The sequence below is a fragment of the Priestia sp. ABM2_011 genome, from assembly GCF_056158845.1.
Genome location: NZ_JBSWUB010000001.1, coordinates 1,560,621 through 1,583,416, shown reverse-complemented (window position 1 = coordinate 1,583,416; position 22,796 = coordinate 1,560,621). Strand labels below are relative to the sequence as shown.

Below are 22,796 nucleotides of genomic sequence, written 5' to 3'. Positions count from 1 at the left end.
AATCAGTTTACTTTTATCTATTTTTAAAATTTTTGCATATAAAAAAAGCAGCCCTAAAGCTGCTCTTTACTCACAAAGAGGAAATTGAAGTGAAAAGCACGTTTCTTTTCCTTTTACGCTAGACACACTTACTTTTCCCTTCATATAATGAATAATACTGAAAGATACCATCGTTCCAAGCCCCGTACCTTTTTCTTTTGTTGTAAAATACGGTTCGCCTAACCGGTTGACTTGTTCTTGCGTCATACCGCAGCCTGTATCCATAATATCAACGATCACAACTCCGCCTTCTTTTCCTACTTTAATAGTTAACGTGCCTCCGTTTTGCATGGCTTCAATACTATTTTTAAATAAGTTGATTAGACACTGCTGAAGCTTTCTTCTTTCTCCCATTACGAAGAACTTCACTTCTTCATCGAATGTAAAATCAATCGCGACTCCGTTCATATTGGCAAGAGGCGTCATAATATGGGTGACGTGATGAATTTCTTCTGACATATTCATTTTTTCATTTCGTTCTGGAGCGGAATTGGCAAATAGCAAGTAATCATCAATGATTTCTTTTGCGCGGTCTAGTTCATTAATCGCAATCGAAATGTAGCGTTTTTTAGCAGGTTCTTTTTCATCTTCTTGCAGCATTTGCATAAATCCTCTGCTTGCAGTTAGAGGATTTCGCACCTCATGAGAGATGCTGGCGGCTAAATGACTGACAATTTCTAGCTTTTCTGCTTTCATCAGGCGCTGCAGCACTAATAAATTTGCCCGTATCGCTTCCCACAGTATGGTAATCACAAACATGCCTGCCACATCTAAAACAGCGAACTGAACCCACACGCTAATAGGAATGCTTGTTACGTGTAAGACGAAAATAGATACAAGCATAGCTAATAAAGAACCAATTACACTAAGACAGGTGCTCACGATAATTCTATTTTTTAATGAGAAATGTAAAAAGTATTTTGTTATGAAAAATAAAGGAATGGATAAAATCGGAAGAGCAATTAATGTTGATAAAAATCCTACATCGTACCCGCCAATTAGCAAGCGCAGCAGTAAAATAAAGACAAAAAGCAAGCTTCCTAGCGGCCAGCCTCCATATAACGTTCCTAAAATATAAGGAATTCTTCGTAAATCCATTCGATAGTCATCCGGGACATAAGCTCCGTTAACCGGAAACAAAAGGCAAAAGGTAATAGCTAAAATCGGAAATACCGCGATATAGTGATCTTTCCACCAATGAACTTTTTTAGCATACTTGATCAAATAAAACATCTGCACTAAAAACAGCGCCAATAAAATAAATAAAAAATTAATTAACAAATCTTTCGTAACAAAACTCATGCATTCACCGGTCTTTCAAATGAGATAAAAATAAACTCTTTTATTGCATTTACATTTGTAACACAAATTAGAGCGTAATCATAGATAAATAAACGTATTCTATTTACTTTTTTATAACTTCCTATGACTTTATCGTCCGTTCCCTAAAATAGTGAAGACTAAGAAAACCTTTTCAACTTCACTAAAAATATTCAGAATTTTATTTACATACGGGTTACAATGCTCTATAATCAGATCAATGTACTTGGTTTTGAGAGTAGGAGGACAAAATATGGAACTATCAATTACCTTAATGGGATTATTCGTTGGAACCCTTGTAGGCTTAACGGGGGTTGGAGGTGCCGCTTTATTAACACCTTTACTGATTGTACTCGGCATTAACCCTTCCATTGCCGTAGGAACAGATCTTGTCTACAATTCTATCACAAAATTATTCGGAGTCGCTCAGCACTACAAACAGCGAACCATTAACTTTAAATTAGCAAAATATTTAGCTTTCGGAAGTATTCCGAGCGCTGTGCTGGCTATTGTCACACTTCATGCATTCCCATCTTTTCACGAGCATCAAGAAACGATTATTAAGCACGCTCTCGGGTACGTCATGACGCTGGTTGCCATCTCAATTATCTTTCGCGTCTTTTTTGATAAATTAATTCGCCCAAATCGGTTTCAGGAAATGGACTTAAATCAGAAAAAAGGATTAACAATCGGAATTGGCGTAGTCTTTGGGTTCATTGTCGGACTAACATCGATTGGTTCTGGCTCATTATTTGCCATTGCAATGCTGTACTTATTTAAGTTAAAAACATCTGAGCTGGTTGGTACTGATATTGCACATGCGTTTCTTCTCGTTACGGTGGCTGGTATTTTAAATGCAAGCTTTGGAAGCGTTGATTATATGTTGACTGCTAACCTATTAACTGGATCTATTCCGGGTGTGTTACTCGGAAGCCGTTTATCAACGAAAGTGCCTTCAAGACCGCTTCAAGCCATTATGGCGACCATCATTTTAATTAGCGGAATTAAACTAATTTAATAAATAAAAAGCACATGCCTTTGCATGTGCTTTTTATTAGTTTTTTTAAAGATCTACATTAAAAATAATAATGTTTTAAACCACTCTCTTCCCTTCTTATACACTTCAACTAATATTTTTATTGAATTTTAGTCAAAGAGACCAATGACACCTCAAATAACCTTACGTTAAAATGTAAAAAAACATAACATCTATTGTAACATCAAAAAAATTGTACGACGAAGGGAGAACACATGACACAAACAGCGGCAAAAAGTAAGCAAAAACCTTTTTATAAAGGTCTTTTCTTTCAAATTATGATGGCAATTGTACTTGGCGTAGCCGTAGGATATCTATGGCCAAGCTTTGGAAATGCTGTGAAACCGATTGGAGACGGTTTTATTAAGCTCATCAAAATGCTGATTGCTCCTCTTATCTTTGGGGTAGTCGTTGTCGGAATTGCCAAGGTTGGAAACATTAAAACAGTTGGGCGTATTGGTGGAAAAACCATTCTTTACTTCGAAATTGTCACAACATTCGCTCTACTTATCGGTCTATTAGTAGCAAACGTAATGAACCCCGGCGCCGGTATGAATGTTGATCCTTCAAGCTTAAGCACAACTGAAGTGGACGCGAAGACAAACGGCTCCGAACTTCCGAGCGAAGGTGATTTTTTTCTTAATATGATTCCAGACAGTGCAGTTGGTGCTTTTTCAAACAACTCCATGCTTCAAGTGCTTTTAATTTCGTGTTTGTTCGGAATCGCTCTTGTCCATATAGGTGGAAAAACAGCGGAGACCCTTCTACACGTATTAGAAAAAGTAAATGATGTGTTATTTAAAATTATGGGATACATCATGAAGTTAACGGCTCTTGCCACGTTTAGCGCCATGGCATTTGCGGTTAGTCAGTACGGTCTTGGAACACTTGCTGCATTTGGAAAGCTATTTATCGCTATGACAATTGCTTGTCTAGCATTTGTTCTTGTTTTAGCTGTTATTTTACGAACCTATTTAAAATTAAGCTTGTGGAAAGTTATTCTATATATACGAGAAGAAATTATGCTGGCATTTGCTACGGGTTCTACTGAAGCCGTTATGCCGCAGCTCATGGATAAATTTGAACAAGCAGGATGCAACAAAGCAGTCGTTGGCCTTGTTGTGCCTACGGGCTATTCGTTTAACCTAGACGGTGCTTCTATCTACCTGTCTCTTGCTCTCGTCTTTTTAGCACAAGCAACGGGCGTGGACTTGAGCCTCACTGATCAGCTTTTAATGCTTGGTGTTCTTCTTCTTACGTCTAAAGGAATGGCTGGCATTCCAGGATCAGCTTTTGTTGCTCTTTCTGCTACCGCAGCAGCAACCGGATCCATTCCGGTAGCTGCCGTTGCTCTGATGCTTGCTCCTGATCGCTTTATGGGTAATTACCGAACCACAGTTAATATTATTGGTTATGCGGTAGCCGCTTTTATTATCGCACGATGGGAAAATTTATTAGACCTACAAAAAGCCAATGATGTGCTGGACGGAAAAATTACGTATCAGCCCAAAAATGCTGAAATTTCTCTCCCTGAGAGTATTCCAGCAGCCAATGAAAAAGCATTTTAATAAAAAAAATTCCTGGCCGAGACAAGTCTATTTTGCTTGTTTTTCGGGCAGGAATTTAATTGTTACATGAAAGGCCTTTTGCTGAAATTTATTTTCTTCCAGTATTTTATATACCATTTGTTTAATCGTTTCTTGCGTTTTGGCATCAGCTGAAACGGAAGGCTCCATATACACATCCAGCTCTACTCTGTCTTTTGAATAAAGGGAAGAATTCACACCCCTTGATTCATAGCCCGCTTCAGTTAAACCGCTGCTGATTTTATGCCAAATATCCAGTTTGTCCATTTGTTTAATAACAGGCTTTGCTTCTTCGTACACTTGTGCTTGCTGAGTCTTGGAAACTTCTTCTTTTTTAATAAAAACTGCATATCCTGAACCTACTATTAAAAACGTCATGATAGCAAATGCTCGCATTCTTTTCATTCTCTCACCTCATTTAGAGATATAGATTATAAATATGCGAACAATTGCTACAGTATGACGGCTTGTATCTCTACTTCTTTTCTACTATACTCAACAGTCGTTTAGAACCGGCGTGCACTTCTTCTATCATACTGTTAAACAGCTCTTGCACCGTTGGAATACTATCAATCAGTCCAACGACTTGGCCTGCCCATCCATAGCCTTCATCGATTTTATTTTCATAAATATACCGGCAGTTTGCCCCTCCGCTAATGACGTCTTTTAACTCTTCGTATCTCTCTCCTTGCTGTTCACGCTCAATAATGTCAAGAGTGTAGTGGGACTTCAATACGCGTCCAGGTGCCCCGAACGAACGTTTAATAACCACAGTATCGGTTTCTTTCGCTTCCACAATAGCTTGTTTATACGCATCATGGGCATCTACACATTCTTTTGTCGCGATAAAACGTGTTCCCATTTCTATCCCTTCAGCGCCTAATGATAACGCTGCCAATAATCCTTGTCCGTTTCCAATCCCTCCGCTTGCCAAGACCGGAATTGACACAGCCGCAGCTACTCCAGGAATTAATACCATTGTGCCTAGATCCTCACGTCCGATATGTCCTCCGGCTTCTTGCCCTACTGCCATGACAGCATCTGCTCCTAGCTTCTCAGCTTTTTGAGCTTGACGTACGTTGGCTACCAGCACGAGCGTTTTAATTCCCGTTCCTTTTAATCTTTCAAAAATAGGTGTGGGATTTGCTCCTGTTATGGAAATAACCGGAACACCTTCTTCTACTGCTGCGTCGAGAAGTTCTTTATAAGAACCTTCTGTTTGACCTCCAACAGCAAAATTAACGCCAAAAGGACGCTCAGTTAAAGAACGTACTTTCTTAATTTCAGCTCGAAGTTTCTCAGGTGTTCGGAGCGTCATAGCTGTAATTTGTCCAAGCCCGCCTGCATTTGAGACAGCAGCCGCAAGTTCTGCGTACGCTAGATACGCAAGACCTCCTTGTACAATTGGATATTGAATTCCTAATAAATCTGTTACCCGTGTTTTCATCTATGTATCCCCTCTCCTTTTATTTTTGTATTTATGAATACTTATTCATAATCATAACAAGAAAATAACGGATTTCCTACGAAAAAATTCCAACATTTCTGTTTGCTTCAACTTTTGATAGGGTACACATTTTGTAATGATTATTAACTGAAGATCAAGGAGGAAGACAAGCATGACAAAAAAGCACCCTGTAAATGAAAAAAGCAAGCAAGAACAGCTCGAGCAGTTTAAAACAGACGATCGAAACCAAGCGCTCACAACCAATCAAGGGTTAAAGCTTTCCGAAGATGAATTTTCTTTAAAAGCAGGCGAACGTGGTCCAACCCTTATGGAAGACTTTCATTTCCGTGAAAAAATGACGCATTTTGACCACGAGCGCATTCCTGAACGCATCGTTCATGCACGAGGCTTCGCTGCTCACGGAGAATTTGAGCTGTATGACTCGCTCAGTGAATATACAAAAGCTAAATTTTTACAGAATTCGTCTGTAAAAACACCTGTATTTGTCCGTTTTTCTACTGTAGCAGGTTCTAAAGGTTCAGCTGAAACGGTTCGCGACGCACGTGGTTTTGCAACAAAATTTTATACAGAAGAAGGAAACTATGACTTAGTTGGAAATAACATTCCCGTGTTCTTTATCCAAGATGCGATTAAATTCCCGGATTTAATTCACGCTGTTAAGCCTGAGCCACACAACGAAATGCCTCAGGCGGCTTCAGCACATGATACGTTTTGGGATTTTGTCGCTAATAACCAAGAGTCTGCCCACATGGTCATGTGGACAATGTCAGACCGTGCAATTCCTCGCAGCTTGCGTATGATGGAAGGCTTCGGCGTACATACTTTTCGCTTAGTTAATGCGGAAGGAAAAGCTCATTTTGTCAAATTCCACTGGAAGCCTGTGCTCGGCACGCATTCCCTTGTTTGGGACGAAGCTCAAACCATTTCTGGGAAAGACCCTGATTTTCATCGCCGCGATTTATGGGAGTCAATTGAAAACGGAGACTATCCTGAATATGAGCTAGGGCTTCAAATCATAGCTGAGGAAGATGAATTTAAATTCGACTTTGACATTCTCGATCCAACTAAGCTTTGGCCAGAAGAAGACATTCCCGTCAAATTGGTTGGAAAAATGACCTTAAATCGAAATGTAGACAACGTATTTGCCGAAACGGAACAAGTCGCATTCCATCCGGGGCATGTAGTACCGGGAATTGATTTTTCCAATGATCCTCTCTTACAAGGAAGATTGTTTTCATACACGGATACCCAGCTTATTCGTCTTGGCGGCCCGAATTTTCACGAACTTCCAATCAACCGTCCAGTGTGCCCGTTTCATAACAATCAACGCGACGGTTACGGACGTCAAACGATTAACAAAGGGCCTGTCAGCTATCACAGAAACTCTCTTGCAGCCAATACGCCGGCTCCTGTACCAGAGTCAGAGGGCGGTTATTCTCACTATCAGGAAAAAGTGGAAGGAAGAAAAGTTCGAAGCCGAAGCGAAAGTTTTAAAGACCACTTTTCACAGGCAACGCTATTTTGGAATAGCATGAGCGACCCTGAAAAAGAGCATATTATCAGTGCTTTCAGCTTTGAGCTTGGAAAAGTGAAAAGCAAGTCTGTTCAGCAACAGGTTGTTGATATGTTTGCCAACGTCAGTACAGTGCTAGCTAAACAAGTGGCACAAGCGATTGGTGCAACGCCTCCATCAGGAGAAGACGCGCCAGTGACCAAGTCGTCTCCGGCTCTTAGTCAGGAACAGACGATTAAAAAGCCGAATACGCGTAAAGTAGCTGTCATTGTAGCTAATGACTTTAGCGGTGACCTACCACAAGTGTTAAACAGTTTAAAACAACAGGGCATTCAGCCTGAAATTGTAAGCACAACCCTCCAAAACGTAAAAGGAACAGACGGGTCAGAACTTGAAGTACAGCACACGTTCTTAACAAGTGATTCTGTCTTATTCGATGCGGTTTATGTTGTCGGAAGTTCGTCAGCTGATGAGAAGTTTCGTAAAGAAGCACTGACGTTTGCTCAAGAAGCATTCGAGCATTTTAAACCAATTGGCGCCACAGATGAAGGTGTTAAGTGGCTAAAAGCTGCTGGCTTAGATAGTAGTCCCGGTGTCGTAACTGGAGATTCTACACGTTTTACAGATGAATTTGTTGAAGCTGTTTCAGCTCACCGCCACTGGAATCGTCACGTTATATAAATGACAAAAAAGATAGGGATCTCCCTATCTTTTTTACATGGAGTTACAGCAATTGAAGAAAAGCCGATTTTTTGCTTATACTAGATAATGCACCTTAGATTTTCAGGAGGCAAAAGGAAGACATGCTCACAAACAAATCATCTTACTTTTTACAATTAACGAAACGATTCAAAAAAGCTGCAACGGCAAATTCAGTTATCCTTGGAATTTTGTTAGCTATTGTGGGAGGTTTTCTTGATGCTTATACGTATATAAGCAGAAACGGAGTATTTGCAAATGCACAAAGTGGAAATATCGTTTTATTAGGTGTAAAGGCAGCACAAGGTCAATGGACAGAAGCTTTTCTTCATATTCCGCCTATTTTAGCCTTTATCCTAGGCGTTGCTGTAACCGAAACATTTAAGCAGCCGCGATTTGTATCTGTACTCCCTGATACTTCTCGTATTGTATTGCTTTTAGAAATTGTCGTACTCATTATTGTTGGGTTTTTACCACCTAGTGTTCCTAATATGTTGGTTACAGTAACAATTTCATTTGTTGCTGCTCTTCAAGTTTCTTCATTTAGAACTTTGATAAAATGGTCATATAATACAACAATGACAACTGGAAACCTTCGTACTGCTTCTCAAGCAGCATACTATGCTATATTCAAACGCGACGAAAATGCTGCTTATCAGTGCCTTCGTTTTACGGCCATTATCCTCTCTTTTTTAAGTGGTGCATTGTTAGGCTCTATTTCTACTTTCACCCTCGGAACAAAAGCAATTTGGCTAGCTTCTGCTATTCTTTTTCTCGCTTTTGTCATTTTAAATTCAGAATCTCAAAAAAGCCTTTGAAATCAATGATTTCAAAGGCTTTTTTATTAAACTGATTTTCTAAATGCCATGACATGCAAATCTTTTACCGGATAAAAATCGTTATCAGGAAAGCGGACGTAACCTCTTTTAGTGTACAGCTTAATGGCATGTTCCATTGAATGATCTGTATGTAAACCTAAATAAGAACATCCTAGCTCCCGAGATTTTTTTTCACACGCTTCAAGAAGCGCATTGGCGACTCCTTTTCGGCGATGAGATGGAGCAACTGCCAGCAGACGAATTTCAGCCCATGGAAATGGTTTTAATAACCCTCCATATACATCCGTATTCGGCGGATAAAACAAAACGCTTCCTGCCATTTCTCCATCGATTTCAGCTACCATGCATTCAAATTTTTTTTCTTCACTCAGGGTATGTAAAATTCCCTTTCGATATCTTTTCCAGTGTGCTTCCGATTTTACAGCTGCATATTGCTCATAAGCAGCAAGCGTTACTGTTTCAATAGATGATGTTTCTTCTTCTCTAGCTTTTCGAACGATCAATTTTTTCTCCTCCATTTACCTTCTTCGTTAATTCTTATTGTCTATGGTGAAGAATGTTTATGCAACACATTTGCATTGCGAAACAGCTTCCTTTGCATATATTTAATCCGTGCATTATGGTTTCTAAAGCAGTCTTTGTGCTGAAACTCTGCTTGTCTTCATATACATATAAAGAGATTCATAGACAAGGATGAGACAGCATGTACAAAAAATTAATTGCAATTGGAATTGGCAGTGTGTTTGTTAGTATTGGAATTAACGTTTTTATTCTTCCGCTTCAGCTTGTAACAGGAGGCATTACGGGAATTAGCTTAATCATTAATTATTTACTTGGCTATAAAGTAGGCGTGATGATTTTTTGCTTAAACTTGCCGATTTACCTTCTCGCTCTAGGTTTTAACCGCTCTTATTTTTTAAATGCTATCTATGGCATGGTTCTCTCAGCCGTTATGATTGATTTGCTGTTTCCGCTTCACGGAATTTTTCACCTTCCCATTATCTTAAGCGCTTGCCTTGGAGGCGTTTTTAACGGAATTGGAACTGGCATCATGCTCCGGCAGCACGCAAGTCAAGGCGGGGTCGACTTATTTTCTCTGATACTTGCAAAATGGTTATCTTTAAACCCTGGCATCATCATTTTAGTGATTGACGCATCTATTATTATTTCAGGTATTTTACTGCTTCAAAACGATACAGCTATTTATTCATTATTCATTGTTGTATGCTCTGGTATAGTGACCAGTTTAATTACGTCATTCAAACGCATCATCGTCTATGTATAAGGAAAAAGCCTCGAGACATGCGTCTCGAGGCTTTTCTTTATTTGTCATTTAAGAATTCTTGCAGCGCTTCTTTATTTTTATCTAAATCAATATCAAGCACCATACCAACGCCGCTATACGTTTTGTTTTCAAATGATCCGTCTAAAGGCAGTCGTAGGCTTTGAACGTCTTTCATGTTTCCTGTTACCACATCTTTAGCTAGAAGCATCATGCTTTTTGTATCTAAATTTGTATCGATGTAAGGATCCATTACGCCGAGAAGCTTCGGTATTTTAAACACGCTGTTTAGGCTTGCTACTTCATCTTTGAGCTTTAAAACGACTTCTTGCTGGCGCTGAACGCGTCCAAAATCACTCATGTTATCATGGCGAAAACGTACGTAGCCAAGCAACTGTTCACCGTGTAAAACTTGGGTACCTTTGTGAAGCGTCATACCAATTCCCGAAGACATATCGTGAGGCACGGTTACTTCAATGCCATCAGGCGCAATCGTATCTACAATTTTTGAAAATCCTTCGAAGTCCACAACTGCATAATAGTTAATATCAATATCAAAATTTTGTTTGATCGTTTGACGCAGCAGCTCAGGACCTCCGAACGCGTAAGCAGCATTCAGCTTTTGCTTGCCGTGTCCTGGAATATCCACGTACATATCCCTCATAAGAGAAACAATTTTCGGGTGTTTGCTTTTAGAATCGTAGTGAGCAATTAAAATAGAGTCTGTACGAGAATGCTTTTCCCCGCGCGAGTCACTTCCTAACAGCAGCATATTTACTTCTCCGTTATTCGGGAGACTGCCTTGAAACTGTTCAAATGTCGTGCCGTCATCCGCAAATTTACCATCGCTTGCTATCGATAGCCCTTGCTTATATTGGAAATAGCTGTATATGCCCCCAACGATAATAAAAAGGAACAACAAAGCAAAGAACACTCTGCCCCATCGAACTCTTCTTCTTCTTTTGCGTCTTGTTCGCTCCACGTTTCTGTCACCAGCTTTCTTTTTCAATGAAGTTCTCATAAAACAAGCAAGTAGCTAAGCTTTTAAAAAGCTCCTCTACTTGCTTGTTTGGATTGTATGGTGTGAAAGCTTACATTATTTTTCTGTTTCTTGGTCTTTTCCATACATGTATTTTGATGGATCGACCGGTTTAAAGTCATCTAATTTATTAAATCGTAATAAATCACCGTATAACACTTTATCAGAAAGTTCTAGCTCTCTTCCAACTTTCTTTTTATAAGCTTTCGCTTCGTCTGTTGCTGTGATTCTTTCTCCTGTGTTTGTATCGTAATACTTGCCGTCAATTGACGTGTATTTCGGAGAAACATAATCACCGTTTCTAAATGCTACTACCTGATCATGGTCTTTTGATAATAAATCTGTACCGAATTGAACATACTCTTTACTATCAATTCCCACTAGGTGAAGAAGCGTAGGCACTACGTCAATTTCACCGCCGTACGTATGGTTTACTCCACCTTTTACACCTGGTACGTGAAGGAAGAACGGTACGCGTTGAAGCTGAGCGTTTTTATATGGCGTGATTTTCTCGCCAAGAACTTTTTCCATTGCTTTGTTATGATTTTCAGAAATACCGTAGTGGTCACCGTAAATCATAATAACTGAGTTGTCATATAAACCTGAAGCTTTTAGCTCTGTAAAGAATTCTTGCAGTGATTCATCCAAATAACGAGCCGTTTGGAAATAACGGTCTACCGTTCCATCTCCTGTGTTCGCCGGTTCAATGCTAGCATCACCTTTATCAAGAACGAATGGGAAATGGTTTGTTAATGTAATCATATGCGCATAGAACGGCTGCTTCAATGACTGTAGCATTGGCATAGATTCTTTGAAGAATGGCTTATCTTTTAATCCATAGTTTACTTTGTTATCACCAGTCATATTGTAATAACTTGCATCAAAGAATTTATCCACACCGAACTGTTTGTAAATTTCATTACGGTTCCAGAACGTTTTATAATCTCCGTGTAACACAGCACTTGTATAGCCGCCCTCTTGATCTAAGATCGCTGGTGCTGCTTGGTACGTGTTGCGGCCTTTTAAGCTAAATGCTGATCCTTGAGGCAAGCCATATAATGACGTATCCATCATAAGCTCTGCATCAGCTGTTTTACCTTGTCCTGTTTGATGGAAGAAGTTATCAAAATACATAAATTCATTTCCATTTGCTAATGAATTTAAAAACGGCGTTACTTCTTGTCCATTTAACTTGTAATTAATTAGGAATGACTGAAATGATTCTAGATGAATTTTAATAATATTTTTTCCTTTTGCTTTACCCGCATACTCAATATTCGGAGCTGCATAGTGACTTGTACTGAAGTTTTTCACTGTTGTTAAGTCATCACTGCTTGCGAATGCTCGTTGCTTTGAGTTTTGAAACGTTTGAACTGCATCATACACCGTGTAGTTGTATGCTCCTAAATATTTCACTAGGTAGTTGCGATCAAATGTTCTTGTTAATAATTCAGGGCGATCTTTTTCAGCATAGTGCAAGTTAATTGCAAATGCGACAGCTCCTGCCGCTAACACCATGAACGTATAGCGGAATTTAAGACGTGCTTTTGGCCATTCGATTTTTCTAACAAACAATAGCGCAATCAGTAAAATGATATCTACAAAGTAAAAAATATCGTGAGCTTTTACTAAATCAGCGATACTGCCTCCTAAATGACCCACATTGCTTGTTTGCGTTAAAGTAGGCAATGTCACAAAGTCATTGAAGAATCGATAATATAAAATATTGCTGTACAAAATGACCGTCATGATTGTACTAAGGATAAGCGTCCAAACGATGGCTCTTTTTCCTTTTGCAAACAATGCTAACCCTAAAAAGATCAAAGTTGAACTAATTGGATTAATAAACAATAACGTTTTTTGCATTGAGTCACTTATATCTAAGTTGAACTCCACTTTGTAAGACATGTAAGACTTGATCCACATGAATAAAACCGCTATAAAAAAGTAAAACAACGGCTTTGAAAATAGTTTTTTCATTTTCAAATTCCTTTCACTAAAAAGTAGAGATTTCATGTTCAGCTAACCTCAGGAAAGTCCCCTACATTAAATCGTAACGGTTAAGTCCTGCAAAAGATTACCTGAAAATGATTCAATTTGTCAAACAATATCATCTTCATCTCTTTTTTTAGTCATCTACAAAATTTACATTTTAACTTGTAATCTCTTATTTTTTATCGTGATGTTAATATTACACAATTGTTAATTTGTAAATTTTGTTCTCCCTATATTGCATACATATTAATTTACCACATTTCTGCTCTGCAATAAAAGTATTTTTATTTTATTAGGCATAATATTTCACTTGCTGAATGAAAAGGTACTATTGTACTGGACGGTATTCTTCGCTTACTGTTAGGACTAGTAAAAATAGACTTATCTATGCTTAGTCTTTATCTTCATCAACAGCTATGCGGTCTCCTTGTGCAAAAGGCTGTGAAATCACAAGAAACTCAATCTCCTCACTCGAACGATTCATCATTTGATGAAGAATCGAAGGAAATACTTCTACTCCTTCGTGTGCTTTTACATCGTAAATAACTCCGTCTATTTCTAGAGCAGCTGTTCCTTTTAGTACAAAGAAAAATTGATGTGCTTTCAAGTGATAATGCCTTACCTCTTCCGTATAAGGGGGCATGCGCTCATGAATAATACTTACGTCTTTATTTTTCACTAGGTGCCACCCATCGCATTTTCCTCCCCACACGTAGTGTTCTGCGTTTTGCTTACTAACTTTCATGACTAGCTCCCCTTTTTCTAATAAATGAACACCTGCAGATGAAATAGAAATTCTATGTGATCTTTTTTATCCTGCTATTGGAAATATTTTTTTCAGATGAAGGTTTTGGCTTCAAAGTAAAAAGCATTCCTAAAAAGATCAAAACAATGCCTGCAAGCTGCAAAAGCGTAGGGCGAAATCCCGTGAATGCTGTATCTAATAAAATGGCAACGGCTGGATCTAAAAACACCAGAACCGAAATCACCTGAGTTTTTAAATAGCGCAGGCTGTCGAAAAACAAATAATACACTAAACCAGTATGTACAAAGCCTGTTACTAAAATAGATGTCCAGTTGGCCGTTGTTAGGAAATGAAAATCAGTAAAATGAACAAACGGCAATAATAGAAAAATTCCTAAAAAAGTCTGAAGAAATGTAACAGCATAAGCACTCGTATGAATAATGCCTTTACCAAGCAGCGTCGTGCATGCATAAAACAAAGCGGCTAAAAGCGCCCAGAGTATTCCTGAAGACATGAAGCCGTCAATCGTAAGTTGCTCCACTCCAATAATTAGAAGTGTTCCTCCAAAACAAATGAAGATAGACATCACGCCAAGAACCGTTAATTTCTCCTTAAACATAAAGCTCCCCAGAAGCAATACTAAAACGGGTGCAAGATGATAAATAGAAATAGCAACCGTAACGGACATCATTTCAAATGCTTTAAATAGAAACACCCAGTTAAACACAAGAAATATCCCACACAGTAAAATCTGCTTTATTTCTTTAGCATTCCATTTTTCCCTTTTATATTCACCCGTTACGAACCAGCACATTCCGAGAAAAAGTGTTGCACAAATACAGCGAACAAATACTAAGTCAAAAGAAGGCAGTCCAGTTTGTGTGGAGAAAAAGCCAATTGAACCAAAAATACTCATTGAAATCATCATTTTCACCATTGGCTCTGCTTTCATTCTCTCACCTCACTTTCAGAAAACTATTACTATTCAAACATAAAGAAGCCCATTTGTAAATTAATGGTTCAAAAGCGCTATTCCATGAAAAAGCAAAAAGCGCAAAGACACGGGATCAGTCCCATCGTCTTTGCGCTTTTCTGTCTTTCTTTTAATCTTCAACCGGGAACCAGCCTGGTGTGTTAATAACGGCTTGCCACAGCGGGTCAGGAATCACAAGCTTTTCCTGATCTTTTTTGCTTAATGTTGTCACAATTTCATTTTCACGGCCTTCTTTTACTTTTTGAACCCAGTCTGGATCCATAATTAATTCGCGGCCAATCGCAAGCAGTGGAATGCCCGTTTCAAGAGCGGCTGCTGCTTCGGCTGCTGTATGAATAGAACCTACGCCCATTACAGGTACACGGCTTCCTACTCGCTCTTGAATAATTTCAATACGTGAACGAGTATCTTCCACGCCTCGGCGCGGTTTTGACCAGAATTCCATTAGCGATACGTGAAGGTAATCAAGGTCTTTTTCTGCTAGTGCATCGACTAACTTCAACGTATCAGCCATTGTAATTCCTGGCGTTTCAGGCTCTTCTGGCGAGAAGCGATAGCCTACTAAAAATGATTCTTTTGCATGCTTAGAAACGGCTTGCTTTACTTTGTCTACGATTGCAAGCGGGAATGTTAAGCGTTTTTCTACGCTGCCGCCCCATTTATCTTCGCGGCGATTAGAATGCGGAGAAAAGAACTGCTGAATTAAATAGTTATTTGCTCCGTGAATTTCAACTCCGTCAAATCCTGCTTCAATGGCACGGCGCGTCATTTCACCAAAATCGTGAATAATGCCTTCAATTTCTTCATTTGTTAACTCTCGAGGTACCGGAGCTCCTTCTTGTTCTGTAGCAACAGCACTTGCGCTAACAACCTCTCCATTTGGAACAAGCTCAGGCGGACACATGCGGCCTCCGTGAAAAATTTGAAGAACTGCTTTTGCTCCTTGATCTTTAATGGCTGTTGCTAATCGACGCAGGCTAGGAATCATTTCATCGCTGTCTGCAGCAAACTCTCCGTGAAATCCTTTTCCGTTCGCCGTTCCGTATGTACATGCTGTAATGACCATGCTAACACCTTTTGAACGTCGTACGTAGTAGTCTACTTCTGCATTTGATACTGTCCCATCTTCATTTGATGAAAAATTTGTCATAGGAGCAAGAATAACGCGGTTATCTAATTTGATGCCATTTGAAAAAGTAAATGGCTGTAAAAGCGGCTCATACTTTTTATTTGTCATTTTATTTCCCTCCAAAAATGATACGGTCAAAAATAGTGGCATATTATAGGTAGAGACTGTTTTCTTTCCTATAATATGTGTCATTTAAAACTGTAACTTTAAAATATACTGTGATTTTAATCTGTACAGTTTTGCCTGTCAAAGAATAAGACTTTCTAACACAAAAAAGCACTCATATACTGAGTGCTTTTTTATCATTGCGAAAGAGGTTCCTGATTATACATAAATGATTTTACTTTTACATATTGAGCTTCTAACTCTTGAAGTGTCAGTTCGTATAGATGCCGATTTCCTTTTTTATAAATACCAAAATTCAATAGCGCATTAATAAACCAATTTTTCTTATGTTCCGTTTCAGGCTGTGTATGTTGTTTCACGATTTCCACCACCTAAGGTTCTCTCATTTTAATTTTGCAAAGCATTCGCTTTTACATAAATGATTTTACTTCTATACGATGAAAAAACGGTGAAATAGAAAGCTTTTTCATTTTAAATTTCCGCAGCAGGACCCGTTATTTTTTTACGTCTCTTCACACCTGCTAATATTTTTTCAATATAATAAATAACAATAATAAAAACTGACATAATAGCAAAATAAGTACCGATTACAACAAAAGGATTTGGACTTTCAAAGCCGCTTTCTTTTCCTTTCATTCCTCTTTCCGGACCTCCGCCATCGTGATCAAAGTTTGGACGTTCGTGACCAGCAGATGCCGTCGCAGAAGATTTGTTCTCGCTAAATGAATGGCGATCAAAATTCGGCTTCCCACCGCCTTTTTGCGGCATATCTGAGGAACTTACATTCAGTACTCTCGCTACTCCTCCAAGTTTTCCAAGAAAACCCGTTTCATTTATTTCGTATATGCCAATGACTAACAGCGCAGCGGTTGTGAGCTTAGCTGCTATGCTCAAGCTTTTCTTTGACTTTTTGAATTTCGTCATATTTTTACATACATTTATAACCCATTGCCAATGAAGACCTATGTGAGCGGCTACTAAAATTAACACTAAAAATGATACGGAAATATGCGAAACCTTAAACCACTGTTCGTTCCCAACATTAATATTTGGAAATACTACTCTTGAAATAAAAATACCGCTAATCATAATAAATGACATCGTAATCAACAGCATGATATTTAAAAAGTAACCGAACTTTGTTCTGCGCGGAAGCCTGCGGTCAAATAATTTAACCGTAACTTTCTTTACCCACTGCCAGTTTAGCAGCACGTGGGTAAAAAAGGCGACGGCAATCGCCAACCCCGCAATTTCATGAAATGTTAACCCTCCCAATACTTGCTTGTTAAAAAACAAAACAAACGTAACGGCCATTAAAAGATCCAGTCCAAACCGGACGTACATCATCTTTTTCACTCTATTCATTCTCCTCACCTATGTATTTGTCAAAACAACTCCTTTTTTATATTTCTTAATGTAAGCAGAGTTGGTGAAAATTAGGTGAAACGACTGATTTTTTTACCAAAATAACCAGTCCTGAGTTCTATAAAAGTAGAATGGAATCATTTTTGCTTTTTCGAAAATAGCTGTTGACAAAGAAAAAAGAAGCACGTATAGTAATGGTTATTCATCAAGAACTTTCAGATTTTAATCAAAAACACAGCGATTGGGAGTAGTAAAAGCTTATTATTCGGTCAAGAGAGCTACGGGTTGGTGTGACGTAGTCCAATAATACTTTGAACTCGCCCAGGAGTGGTAATTCAGAAAGAATGCAGAAGTGTTCTCTAAGTTTTAACGTCTAACCTTCGTTATCAGGTTTTAAGCAGGGTTCTTTAAGAGCCAACAAGAGTGGTACCGCGGTTAGCTAAAGCTTATCGTCTCTTCTCTCATTTGATAATGAGGTAGGAGACGATAAGCTTTTTTTATTTTATAAAAAAGTGGAGGGAAAAGTCATGAAGAAGGACAACCAAGGTTTGCAGCGAACAATGACTTCACGTCACATTATGATGATGGCGCTAGGTGGAGCAATTGGCGCTGGTTTATTTAAAGGAAGCAGCTCGGCTATTGATATGGCAGGACCATCAGTTATTATTGCCTATTTAATTGGCGGAATTATTTTACTATTCATCATGCAAGGTCTTGCTGAAATGGCGGTTCGAAATAGTGAAGCACGAACGTTTCGTGATTTAGTTCAGTCGATTTTAGGAAGCTATCCCGCTTACTTTTTGGACTGGATTTACTGGAAAATGTGGGTGTTAAACATTGCAGCTGAAGCCGTTGTAGCCGCTATTTTTATTCAGTACTGGCTTCCTGATTACCCAATTTGGATGCTTGCTTTAGGCGTATCCGTTATTGTTACAGCCATTAACTTGCTTTCAGTTAAAGCATTTGCTGAAACGGAATACTGGTTAGCTTTAATTAAAATCACGGTCATTGTGATCTTTATTATCGCTGGACTTTTATTATTGTTTGTATCATTCGGTCATCATACCGCAGCGGGTTTTTCAAATTTAAGCGATCACGGCGGTTTTTTCCCAAAGGGACCAACCGGGCTAATTACGGCGATGTTAGTTGTCATCTACTCATACGGTGGAACTGAAATCATCGGAGTAACGCTAGCTGAAACAAAAAACCCTGAAAAAGTAGTACCTAAGGCTGTGCGCAGTACATTAACGCGTATCATTGCTTTTTATCTGTTCCCGTTTTTTATCATCGTGAGCTTGATTCCTTGGAATGAAGTGAACGGCGTTTCTCAAAGTCCTTTTGTAATGGTATTTAAAATGATTGGCATTCCCGGAGCAGATCATATTATGAATGCCGTGATCTTGTTAGCCGTTATTTCTTCTATGAACTCAGGACTTTACGGTTCATCACGTATTTTGTATACGCAAGCAGTAGACGGTCGAGTGCCGAAGATATTTTCGAAACTTTCTGTTAACAAAGTTCCTGTCTATGCAATCTTAATGTGTACATCATCCCTTTATGTGGGCGTGTTGATTTCCTTATTTGCAGGAAGTAAGACATTTGATTATTTGATGGGATCTTTAGGGTATACGGTATTGTTTATTTGGTTGATTATTGCGATTGCACACTTAAAGTCCCGCAAAGTTCAGCCAGAAGCATCGAGCAGCTACTCTGTTAAATGGTTTCCTTATACAACGTGGGCTGCCCTTATTGCACTAAGCGCTATTTTAATTGGTGTTATCTGCACAACATCCGTTGTTATTACGACTATTACATTAGCTATCTATTTATTTATTACAGCTACGTATATCTTTAAAGGTCGTTTTTATCAATCTTCAGCAGTCAAGCACGCTAAATAAAAAAACGCCTCCTTTGAGTCATCAGAGGAGGCGTTTTTTTATTTAAAATGTTAAGTACCAATAGCCAAGTGCAAAGCCGATATAGTTACCAATAATATAGCCAAGCGTTCCTACTACCAAGATAGGACCAACCAAACTTCCCCATCCTTTAGCAATCGCCATCGCGCTTGCTGTCGTAGGTCCCCCTACCGTTGCATTGCTCGCCAGTAAAATATGTTCTAACTCAATTTTAAATACTTTTCCTAAAAGCAGCCCCACTATTAAATTACTCATCCCCACAATGAGCACAAATAGAATCAAAAGAGGTGCTTTTTCAACAATTAATGGAATGGACGCCGGCACTCCAATGACAACAAAGAAAATATAAATGAAGTATGTGCCGATTTCTTGGCTTCCGCTAATGTTTTTAAAATAAGAAGGAAACAGATAAATGACAAGAAACGTAAGTGTGGAAAGCAATAAGTATTTTTCGCTCAAAATAGTATGTAATAACGTTTGAACTACGGAAGCATTTGGACCGGCTGGAATGATTGTTCCAAACCATTCGGCTAATTTAAAAGATGCAACCACTAGAAAAAATGATGTACCAATGGAAGCCGCCACGTCTTTTAACGAAATTTCTTTTTTTGCCCAATATTTTTCTGCAAGCGTATGACGATCATTTTCTCCATATTGCCTGGCCTCTACTTCTTGAATATGAGGTGTCTTAAAATGTTTCCTAAAAAACTTCATAGAAGGAACAAACATATACACGGCAAACAGTAAAGCCATGACCATATTATCAGCAACCACCGTCGCGGAAACCATTTGACTTGATGGTTCAAATTTGGCCGTAACGGTAGCAAAGTTAACCCCTCCACCTACATAAGAAGCGCCAATAGCAGCTGCAATTTTTGCTAGTTCAGGAATATAATCTTTTAACAACAAGAAGCCTGCTGTGCTCCCTATGACCGTTCCTACTGCACAGATTAAGAAAATAAAAAGCAGTTTCCGGCTTTCTTGAAATAATTCTTTCATATTGACTTGAAATAACAATAATGGAATGGCAAGCGGTACTAGATACGCCCAAACCGCATCATAGACTGGAGACTCTGTTGGAATAATTTTTAAATTTGATAGGATAAGCGCTCCTGCTAGCGCAATAATAGCTCCTGACAGAAAAGAAGCCCACTTATACTTTTGTTCGAGAAAAATACTAACAGAAGCCCAAATCGCTAGAATTCCCCATAGTGCCCACGTATCATCAGCTTGAATAATAGTAAAAATCACGAGCTACTCCTTTCTTTCTTTTTAAAGAAATATAATTTTCAGAAAATATACCTTTAAATTTTATCAATATATGCCAAATTCCGTCAATCCATAAAAAAAAGCTTTCCACTCTAAAAGTGGAAAGCTTTTTTTTATTTGCGAATCAGAACCGGAATCTGCTGCTGAATCTGCTGCAAAGGAGCGCTCGTTTTTTCTGTTAACGAACGCAAAATACCGCCTTCTATCAGACAGTTGATTACAACTGCAAGCTCTCCTGCTTGCTTCTCTTGAAATCCGCTCTCTATCATTTTTTCTCTAAAAAGTTTTTCCCAATCTTGAAAAGCCACATAGCAGACTTCGCGCAGCGGTTCATTAATAAGCGCCGTTTCTCCAGCCATCAGTCCAACAGGCATACCAGCAATACTTTCTTCGTGTTCAAACTGCTTGGACAATTCTTCAATAAAATACTGAATAGCCTGTGCCGCGTCAGAAAATTTATTTAAACTTTCTTTAATTTGAACTTGGACGTATTTATTCGTATATTGAACAGCGTGAATCGCCAGTTCTTCTTTCCCTTTTGGAAAATAATAATAAAGAGACCCTTTTGGCGACCCGCTCTCTTTAATAATTTGATTTAATCCCGTTGCATGATAGCCTTGCAGCTGAAAAAGCCGCGATGCTGTTTCTAAAATCTTATCGCGTGCATTTGCTTTCTTCACAAAACGATGCCTCCCCTATATAATAAGTGGTTTCTATAACACTACTTATCATATAAGTAAATGAAATTTTTGTCAAAATAAAGTGAATATTTTACCATTTATTTTTCCTTATTTTCATTTCTTATGACCTAATAATTGTTTTTCTTACTTCTTCCGCTAACGGTTGAAGAGGCGTAATAATACGGTCGCTTACCTCCTCCGCCGCTTCTACCATCGAGAGCTGCGCCACTGAAACAACAGTGTTATGCTCTTTTATTAGCTCATCTAAGACATGTTTCACCTTCTGTTTATACTTCTCTAGGTTTCCAGTCATTACTAGTTCAAAAGCACCTTCTATCACAACAGGGTGAACTTTTATCTTTACATTTTGATAAAATGCAAATTCGTCTAGACGCTTCATCGTTCCTTCTACGGTCTCCGGATTTGTAAACACGATAAGCTGCGGTTCTTCTATTTCACATATTCGGCGAAAATAAGGCTCATCGATTTTAATAATTGGAACATCACTTGTAAATGCTTCTGGTAAAAGAGCAATGTAATTCGTACACGTAAGTAAAATGGCATCCGCTGAACATTCTTCCATCCACTTTAACTGCTTCTCTACTTTTGCACCTGCTGACTCCGCTGCAAATTTAGGATCGGTTTTTACCCGATGTACAAGTCCAGGGTCTACGAAATGCATACAGCTCGCAAACGGCAGCGCTTTTTCTATATAAGAGATGTTCGAATGATGAGCGTGCAGGCAAGCAATTTTCTTCATCGTTTTCCTCCTGTATGATGGTCTTTGAAATACTGAATTAAAAATTCCTGGAACTTTTTCGCAACAGGAGTTAAGTATTTATCCTTGTTCCACGCAATCCCGATTACCCTTGAAGCTGTGTCTTCTTTGAGCTTTATTTTTTTAATGCCTCGCAAGTCCACTCCCTTTATTTCAGGAAGCAAGGCAACCCCTAAATGAGCCGCTACAAAACCAATCACCGTCAAAAATTCTTCTCCTTCAAACGTAATATTTGGGACAATTTCAGCTTCTTCGAACAGCTGATCAAAAATTGTTCGGCTTCCGTATCCTTTTTTTAACGCGATAAACGATTCATGAGCCAACTCTGAAATCGAAAGCACTTGTCTTGAGGCAAAAGAATGCGTATCAGGGACATACGCGTACAGCTCGTCTTTCCATAAATATTCCCACTGAATTCCTGCCCTAGATTCCGTTACGGAAGACATACAAAAATCAATTTCTCCCGTTTGAAGCTGATCGAGCATGATGTTCGTCGCGTTCTCAAAAATTTGAAATTGAACGTTCGGATACTCTTGTAAAAAAGCATGAACTAGTTTCGGAACGGACGAAGCGCCTAATGATTTTAAAAAAGCAAACGAAATGCTGCCGCGATGAGGATGAATCAAATCTGAAAGCTCACGTTTCGCTTCTTCCATTTCGTTTAATACTTTAGCCGTTCGTTCATAAAAAAGCCTTCCGTATCGATTTAAAATAACTTGCCTTCCTTTTCGTTCAAATAGCGGTACGCCAAGCTCTGATTCTAATTTAGAAATTGAGCGGCTGAGCGTAGGCTGCGCAATTGATAATTGTTCCGCTGCATTTGTGAAATGTTCCGTTTGAGCTACAACATTAAAATATTCGAGCTGCTGCCATTCCATTTTTTTCACATCCTTTACTTATTACATAATACTATCGATTTCATATAAATTATACATTGGACGTCATAAAAAATTCATGTTTAAATGAAGAACGTAGCAC

At 38.7% G+C, this 22,796-nt stretch carries 21 protein-coding genes and 1 other annotated feature; of the genes, 6 read left to right on the top strand and 15 right to left on the bottom strand.

All coding sequences use genetic code 11. The features are described from left to right. Positions 1–66: 66 nt before the first annotated feature. The gene (locus ACXAE4_RS08295; RefSeq protein ID WP_028415039.1) at positions 67–1,341 is read right to left on the bottom strand and encodes an ATP-binding protein; all 1,275 of its coding nucleotides are present in this window, start codon (positions 1,339–1,341) and stop codon (positions 67–69) included. Positions 1,342–1,612: 271 nt separating this feature from the next. On the opposite strand from ACXAE4_RS08295, the gene ACXAE4_RS08290 reads away from it, so the two are divergent. Both ACXAE4_RS08290 and ACXAE4_RS08285 read left to right on the top strand, forming a co-directional pair. Continuing rightward, on the top strand, positions 1,613–2,377 hold the full coding sequence (locus tag ACXAE4_RS08290; RefSeq protein WP_028415040.1) for a sulfite exporter TauE/SafE family protein: 765 nt from the start codon (positions 1,613–1,615) through the stop codon (positions 2,375–2,377). Between the two features lie 233 nt (positions 2,378–2,610). Further along, the gene (locus ACXAE4_RS08285) at positions 2,611–3,963 is read left to right on the top strand and encodes a cation:dicarboxylate symporter family transporter (protein WP_028415041.1); all 1,353 of its coding nucleotides are present in this window, start codon (positions 2,611–2,613) and stop codon (positions 3,961–3,963) included. A gap of 27 nt (positions 3,964–3,990) precedes the next feature. On the opposite strand, the gene ACXAE4_RS08280 is transcribed toward ACXAE4_RS08285, so the two are convergent. Next, complete coding sequence (locus ACXAE4_RS08280; RefSeq protein WP_028415042.1) at positions 3,991–4,386, bottom strand: hypothetical protein; 396 nt, start codon at positions 4,384–4,386, stop codon at positions 3,991–3,993. A gap of 70 nt (positions 4,387–4,456) precedes the next feature. Next, a complete protein-coding gene (locus ACXAE4_RS08275; RefSeq protein ID WP_289578301.1) occupies positions 4,457–5,428 on the bottom strand; it encodes an NAD(P)H-dependent flavin oxidoreductase in 972 nt (323 codons plus the stop codon). A gap of 172 nt (positions 5,429–5,600) precedes the next feature. Here ACXAE4_RS08275 and ACXAE4_RS08270 point away from each other — a divergent pair, with 172 nt between their 5' ends. After that, on the top strand, positions 5,601–7,643 hold the full coding sequence (locus tag ACXAE4_RS08270; RefSeq protein WP_289578302.1) for a catalase: 2,043 nt from the start codon (positions 5,601–5,603) through the stop codon (positions 7,641–7,643). Positions 7,644–7,765: 122 nt separating this feature from the next. After that, positions 7,766–8,479, top strand: coding sequence for a YoaK family protein (locus tag ACXAE4_RS08265; RefSeq protein WP_063248327.1), 714 nt, complete (start codon positions 7,766–7,768; stop codon positions 8,477–8,479). A gap of 26 nt (positions 8,480–8,505) precedes the next feature. Here ACXAE4_RS08265 and ACXAE4_RS08260 read toward each other — a convergent pair whose 3' ends face one another. Further along, positions 8,506–9,003 (bottom strand): GNAT family N-acetyltransferase, encoded by a 498-nt coding sequence (locus ACXAE4_RS08260; RefSeq protein ID WP_028415046.1) that lies wholly within the window; start codon positions 9,001–9,003, stop codon positions 8,506–8,508. 200 nt (positions 9,004–9,203) lie between these two features. Here ACXAE4_RS08260 and ACXAE4_RS08255 point away from each other — a divergent pair, with 200 nt between their 5' ends. Continuing rightward, positions 9,204–9,785, top strand: a complete 582-nt coding sequence (locus ACXAE4_RS08255; RefSeq protein ID WP_013058630.1) for a YitT family protein — start codon at positions 9,204–9,206, stop codon at positions 9,783–9,785. Positions 9,786–9,822: 37 nt separating this feature from the next. Here ACXAE4_RS08255 and ACXAE4_RS08250 read toward each other — a convergent pair whose 3' ends face one another. The 7 genes from ACXAE4_RS08250 to ACXAE4_RS08220 form a co-directional block, all read right to left on the bottom strand. Continuing rightward, positions 9,823–10,791: an LCP family protein gene (locus tag ACXAE4_RS08250; RefSeq protein ID WP_028415047.1), complete on the bottom strand. Its 969-nt coding sequence runs from the start codon at positions 10,789–10,791 to the stop codon at positions 9,823–9,825. A gap of 87 nt (positions 10,792–10,878) precedes the next feature. Further along, positions 10,879–12,801 (bottom strand): lipoteichoic acid synthase, encoded by a 1,923-nt coding sequence (gene ltaS / locus ACXAE4_RS08245; protein ID WP_028415048.1) that lies wholly within the window; start codon positions 12,799–12,801, stop codon positions 10,879–10,881. Between the two features lie 406 nt (positions 12,802–13,207). Beyond that, positions 13,208–13,561, bottom strand: a complete 354-nt coding sequence (locus ACXAE4_RS08240; RefSeq protein WP_028415049.1) for a cupin domain-containing protein — start codon at positions 13,559–13,561, stop codon at positions 13,208–13,210. A 52-nt stretch (positions 13,562–13,613) separates the two neighbouring features. Further along, on the bottom strand, positions 13,614–14,513 hold the full coding sequence (locus tag ACXAE4_RS08235) for a DMT family transporter (RefSeq protein ID WP_028415050.1): 900 nt from the start codon (positions 14,511–14,513) through the stop codon (positions 13,614–13,616). A 151-nt stretch (positions 14,514–14,664) separates the two neighbouring features. Then, positions 14,665–15,792 carry an NADH-dependent flavin oxidoreductase gene (locus tag ACXAE4_RS08230; RefSeq protein WP_289578305.1) on the bottom strand — a complete coding sequence of 376 codons (1,128 nt, stop codon included), beginning with the start codon at positions 15,790–15,792 and terminating at the stop codon, positions 14,665–14,667. A gap of 194 nt (positions 15,793–15,986) precedes the next feature. Further along, complete coding sequence (locus ACXAE4_RS08225; RefSeq protein WP_033580328.1) at positions 15,987–16,172, bottom strand: Fur-regulated basic protein FbpA; 186 nt, start codon at positions 16,170–16,172, stop codon at positions 15,987–15,989. Positions 16,173–16,281: 109 nt separating this feature from the next. Further along, positions 16,282–17,157, bottom strand: coding sequence for a DUF4405 domain-containing protein (locus tag ACXAE4_RS08220; RefSeq protein WP_247807428.1), 876 nt, complete (start codon positions 17,155–17,157; stop codon positions 16,282–16,284). Positions 17,158–17,403: 246 nt separating this feature from the next. Then, positions 17,404–17,635: a binding site (T-box leader), on the top strand. A 67-nt stretch (positions 17,636–17,702) separates the two neighbouring features. Here ACXAE4_RS08220 and ACXAE4_RS08215 point away from each other — a divergent pair. Next, complete coding sequence (locus ACXAE4_RS08215) at positions 17,703–19,073, top strand: amino acid permease (protein ID WP_028415053.1); 1,371 nt, start codon at positions 17,703–17,705, stop codon at positions 19,071–19,073. Positions 19,074–19,115: 42 nt separating this feature from the next. Here the strand turns inward: ACXAE4_RS08215 and ACXAE4_RS08210 are convergent, their stop codons facing one another. The 4 genes from ACXAE4_RS08210 to ACXAE4_RS08195 all read right to left on the bottom strand — a co-directional run bounded on the left by ACXAE4_RS08210 (position 19,116) and on the right by ACXAE4_RS08195 (position 22,696). After that, entirely contained in the window at positions 19,116–20,342 is a 1,227-nt protein-coding gene (locus ACXAE4_RS08210; RefSeq protein WP_289578306.1) for a DUF819 family protein, read from the bottom strand. 131 nt (positions 20,343–20,473) lie between these two features. Then, complete coding sequence (locus tag ACXAE4_RS08205; RefSeq protein WP_289578308.1) at positions 20,474–21,040, bottom strand: TetR/AcrR family transcriptional regulator; 567 nt, start codon at positions 21,038–21,040, stop codon at positions 20,474–20,476. A gap of 121 nt (positions 21,041–21,161) precedes the next feature. Continuing rightward, positions 21,162–21,800 (bottom strand): hypothetical protein, encoded by a 639-nt coding sequence (locus ACXAE4_RS08200; RefSeq protein WP_028415056.1) that lies wholly within the window; start codon positions 21,798–21,800, stop codon positions 21,162–21,164. Next, positions 21,797–22,696, bottom strand: a complete 900-nt coding sequence (locus tag ACXAE4_RS08195) for a LysR family transcriptional regulator (protein WP_028415057.1) — start codon at positions 22,694–22,696, stop codon at positions 21,797–21,799. The genes ACXAE4_RS08200 and ACXAE4_RS08195 overlap by 4 nt, the downstream gene beginning before the upstream one ends. Positions 22,697–22,796 lie beyond the last annotated feature (100 nt).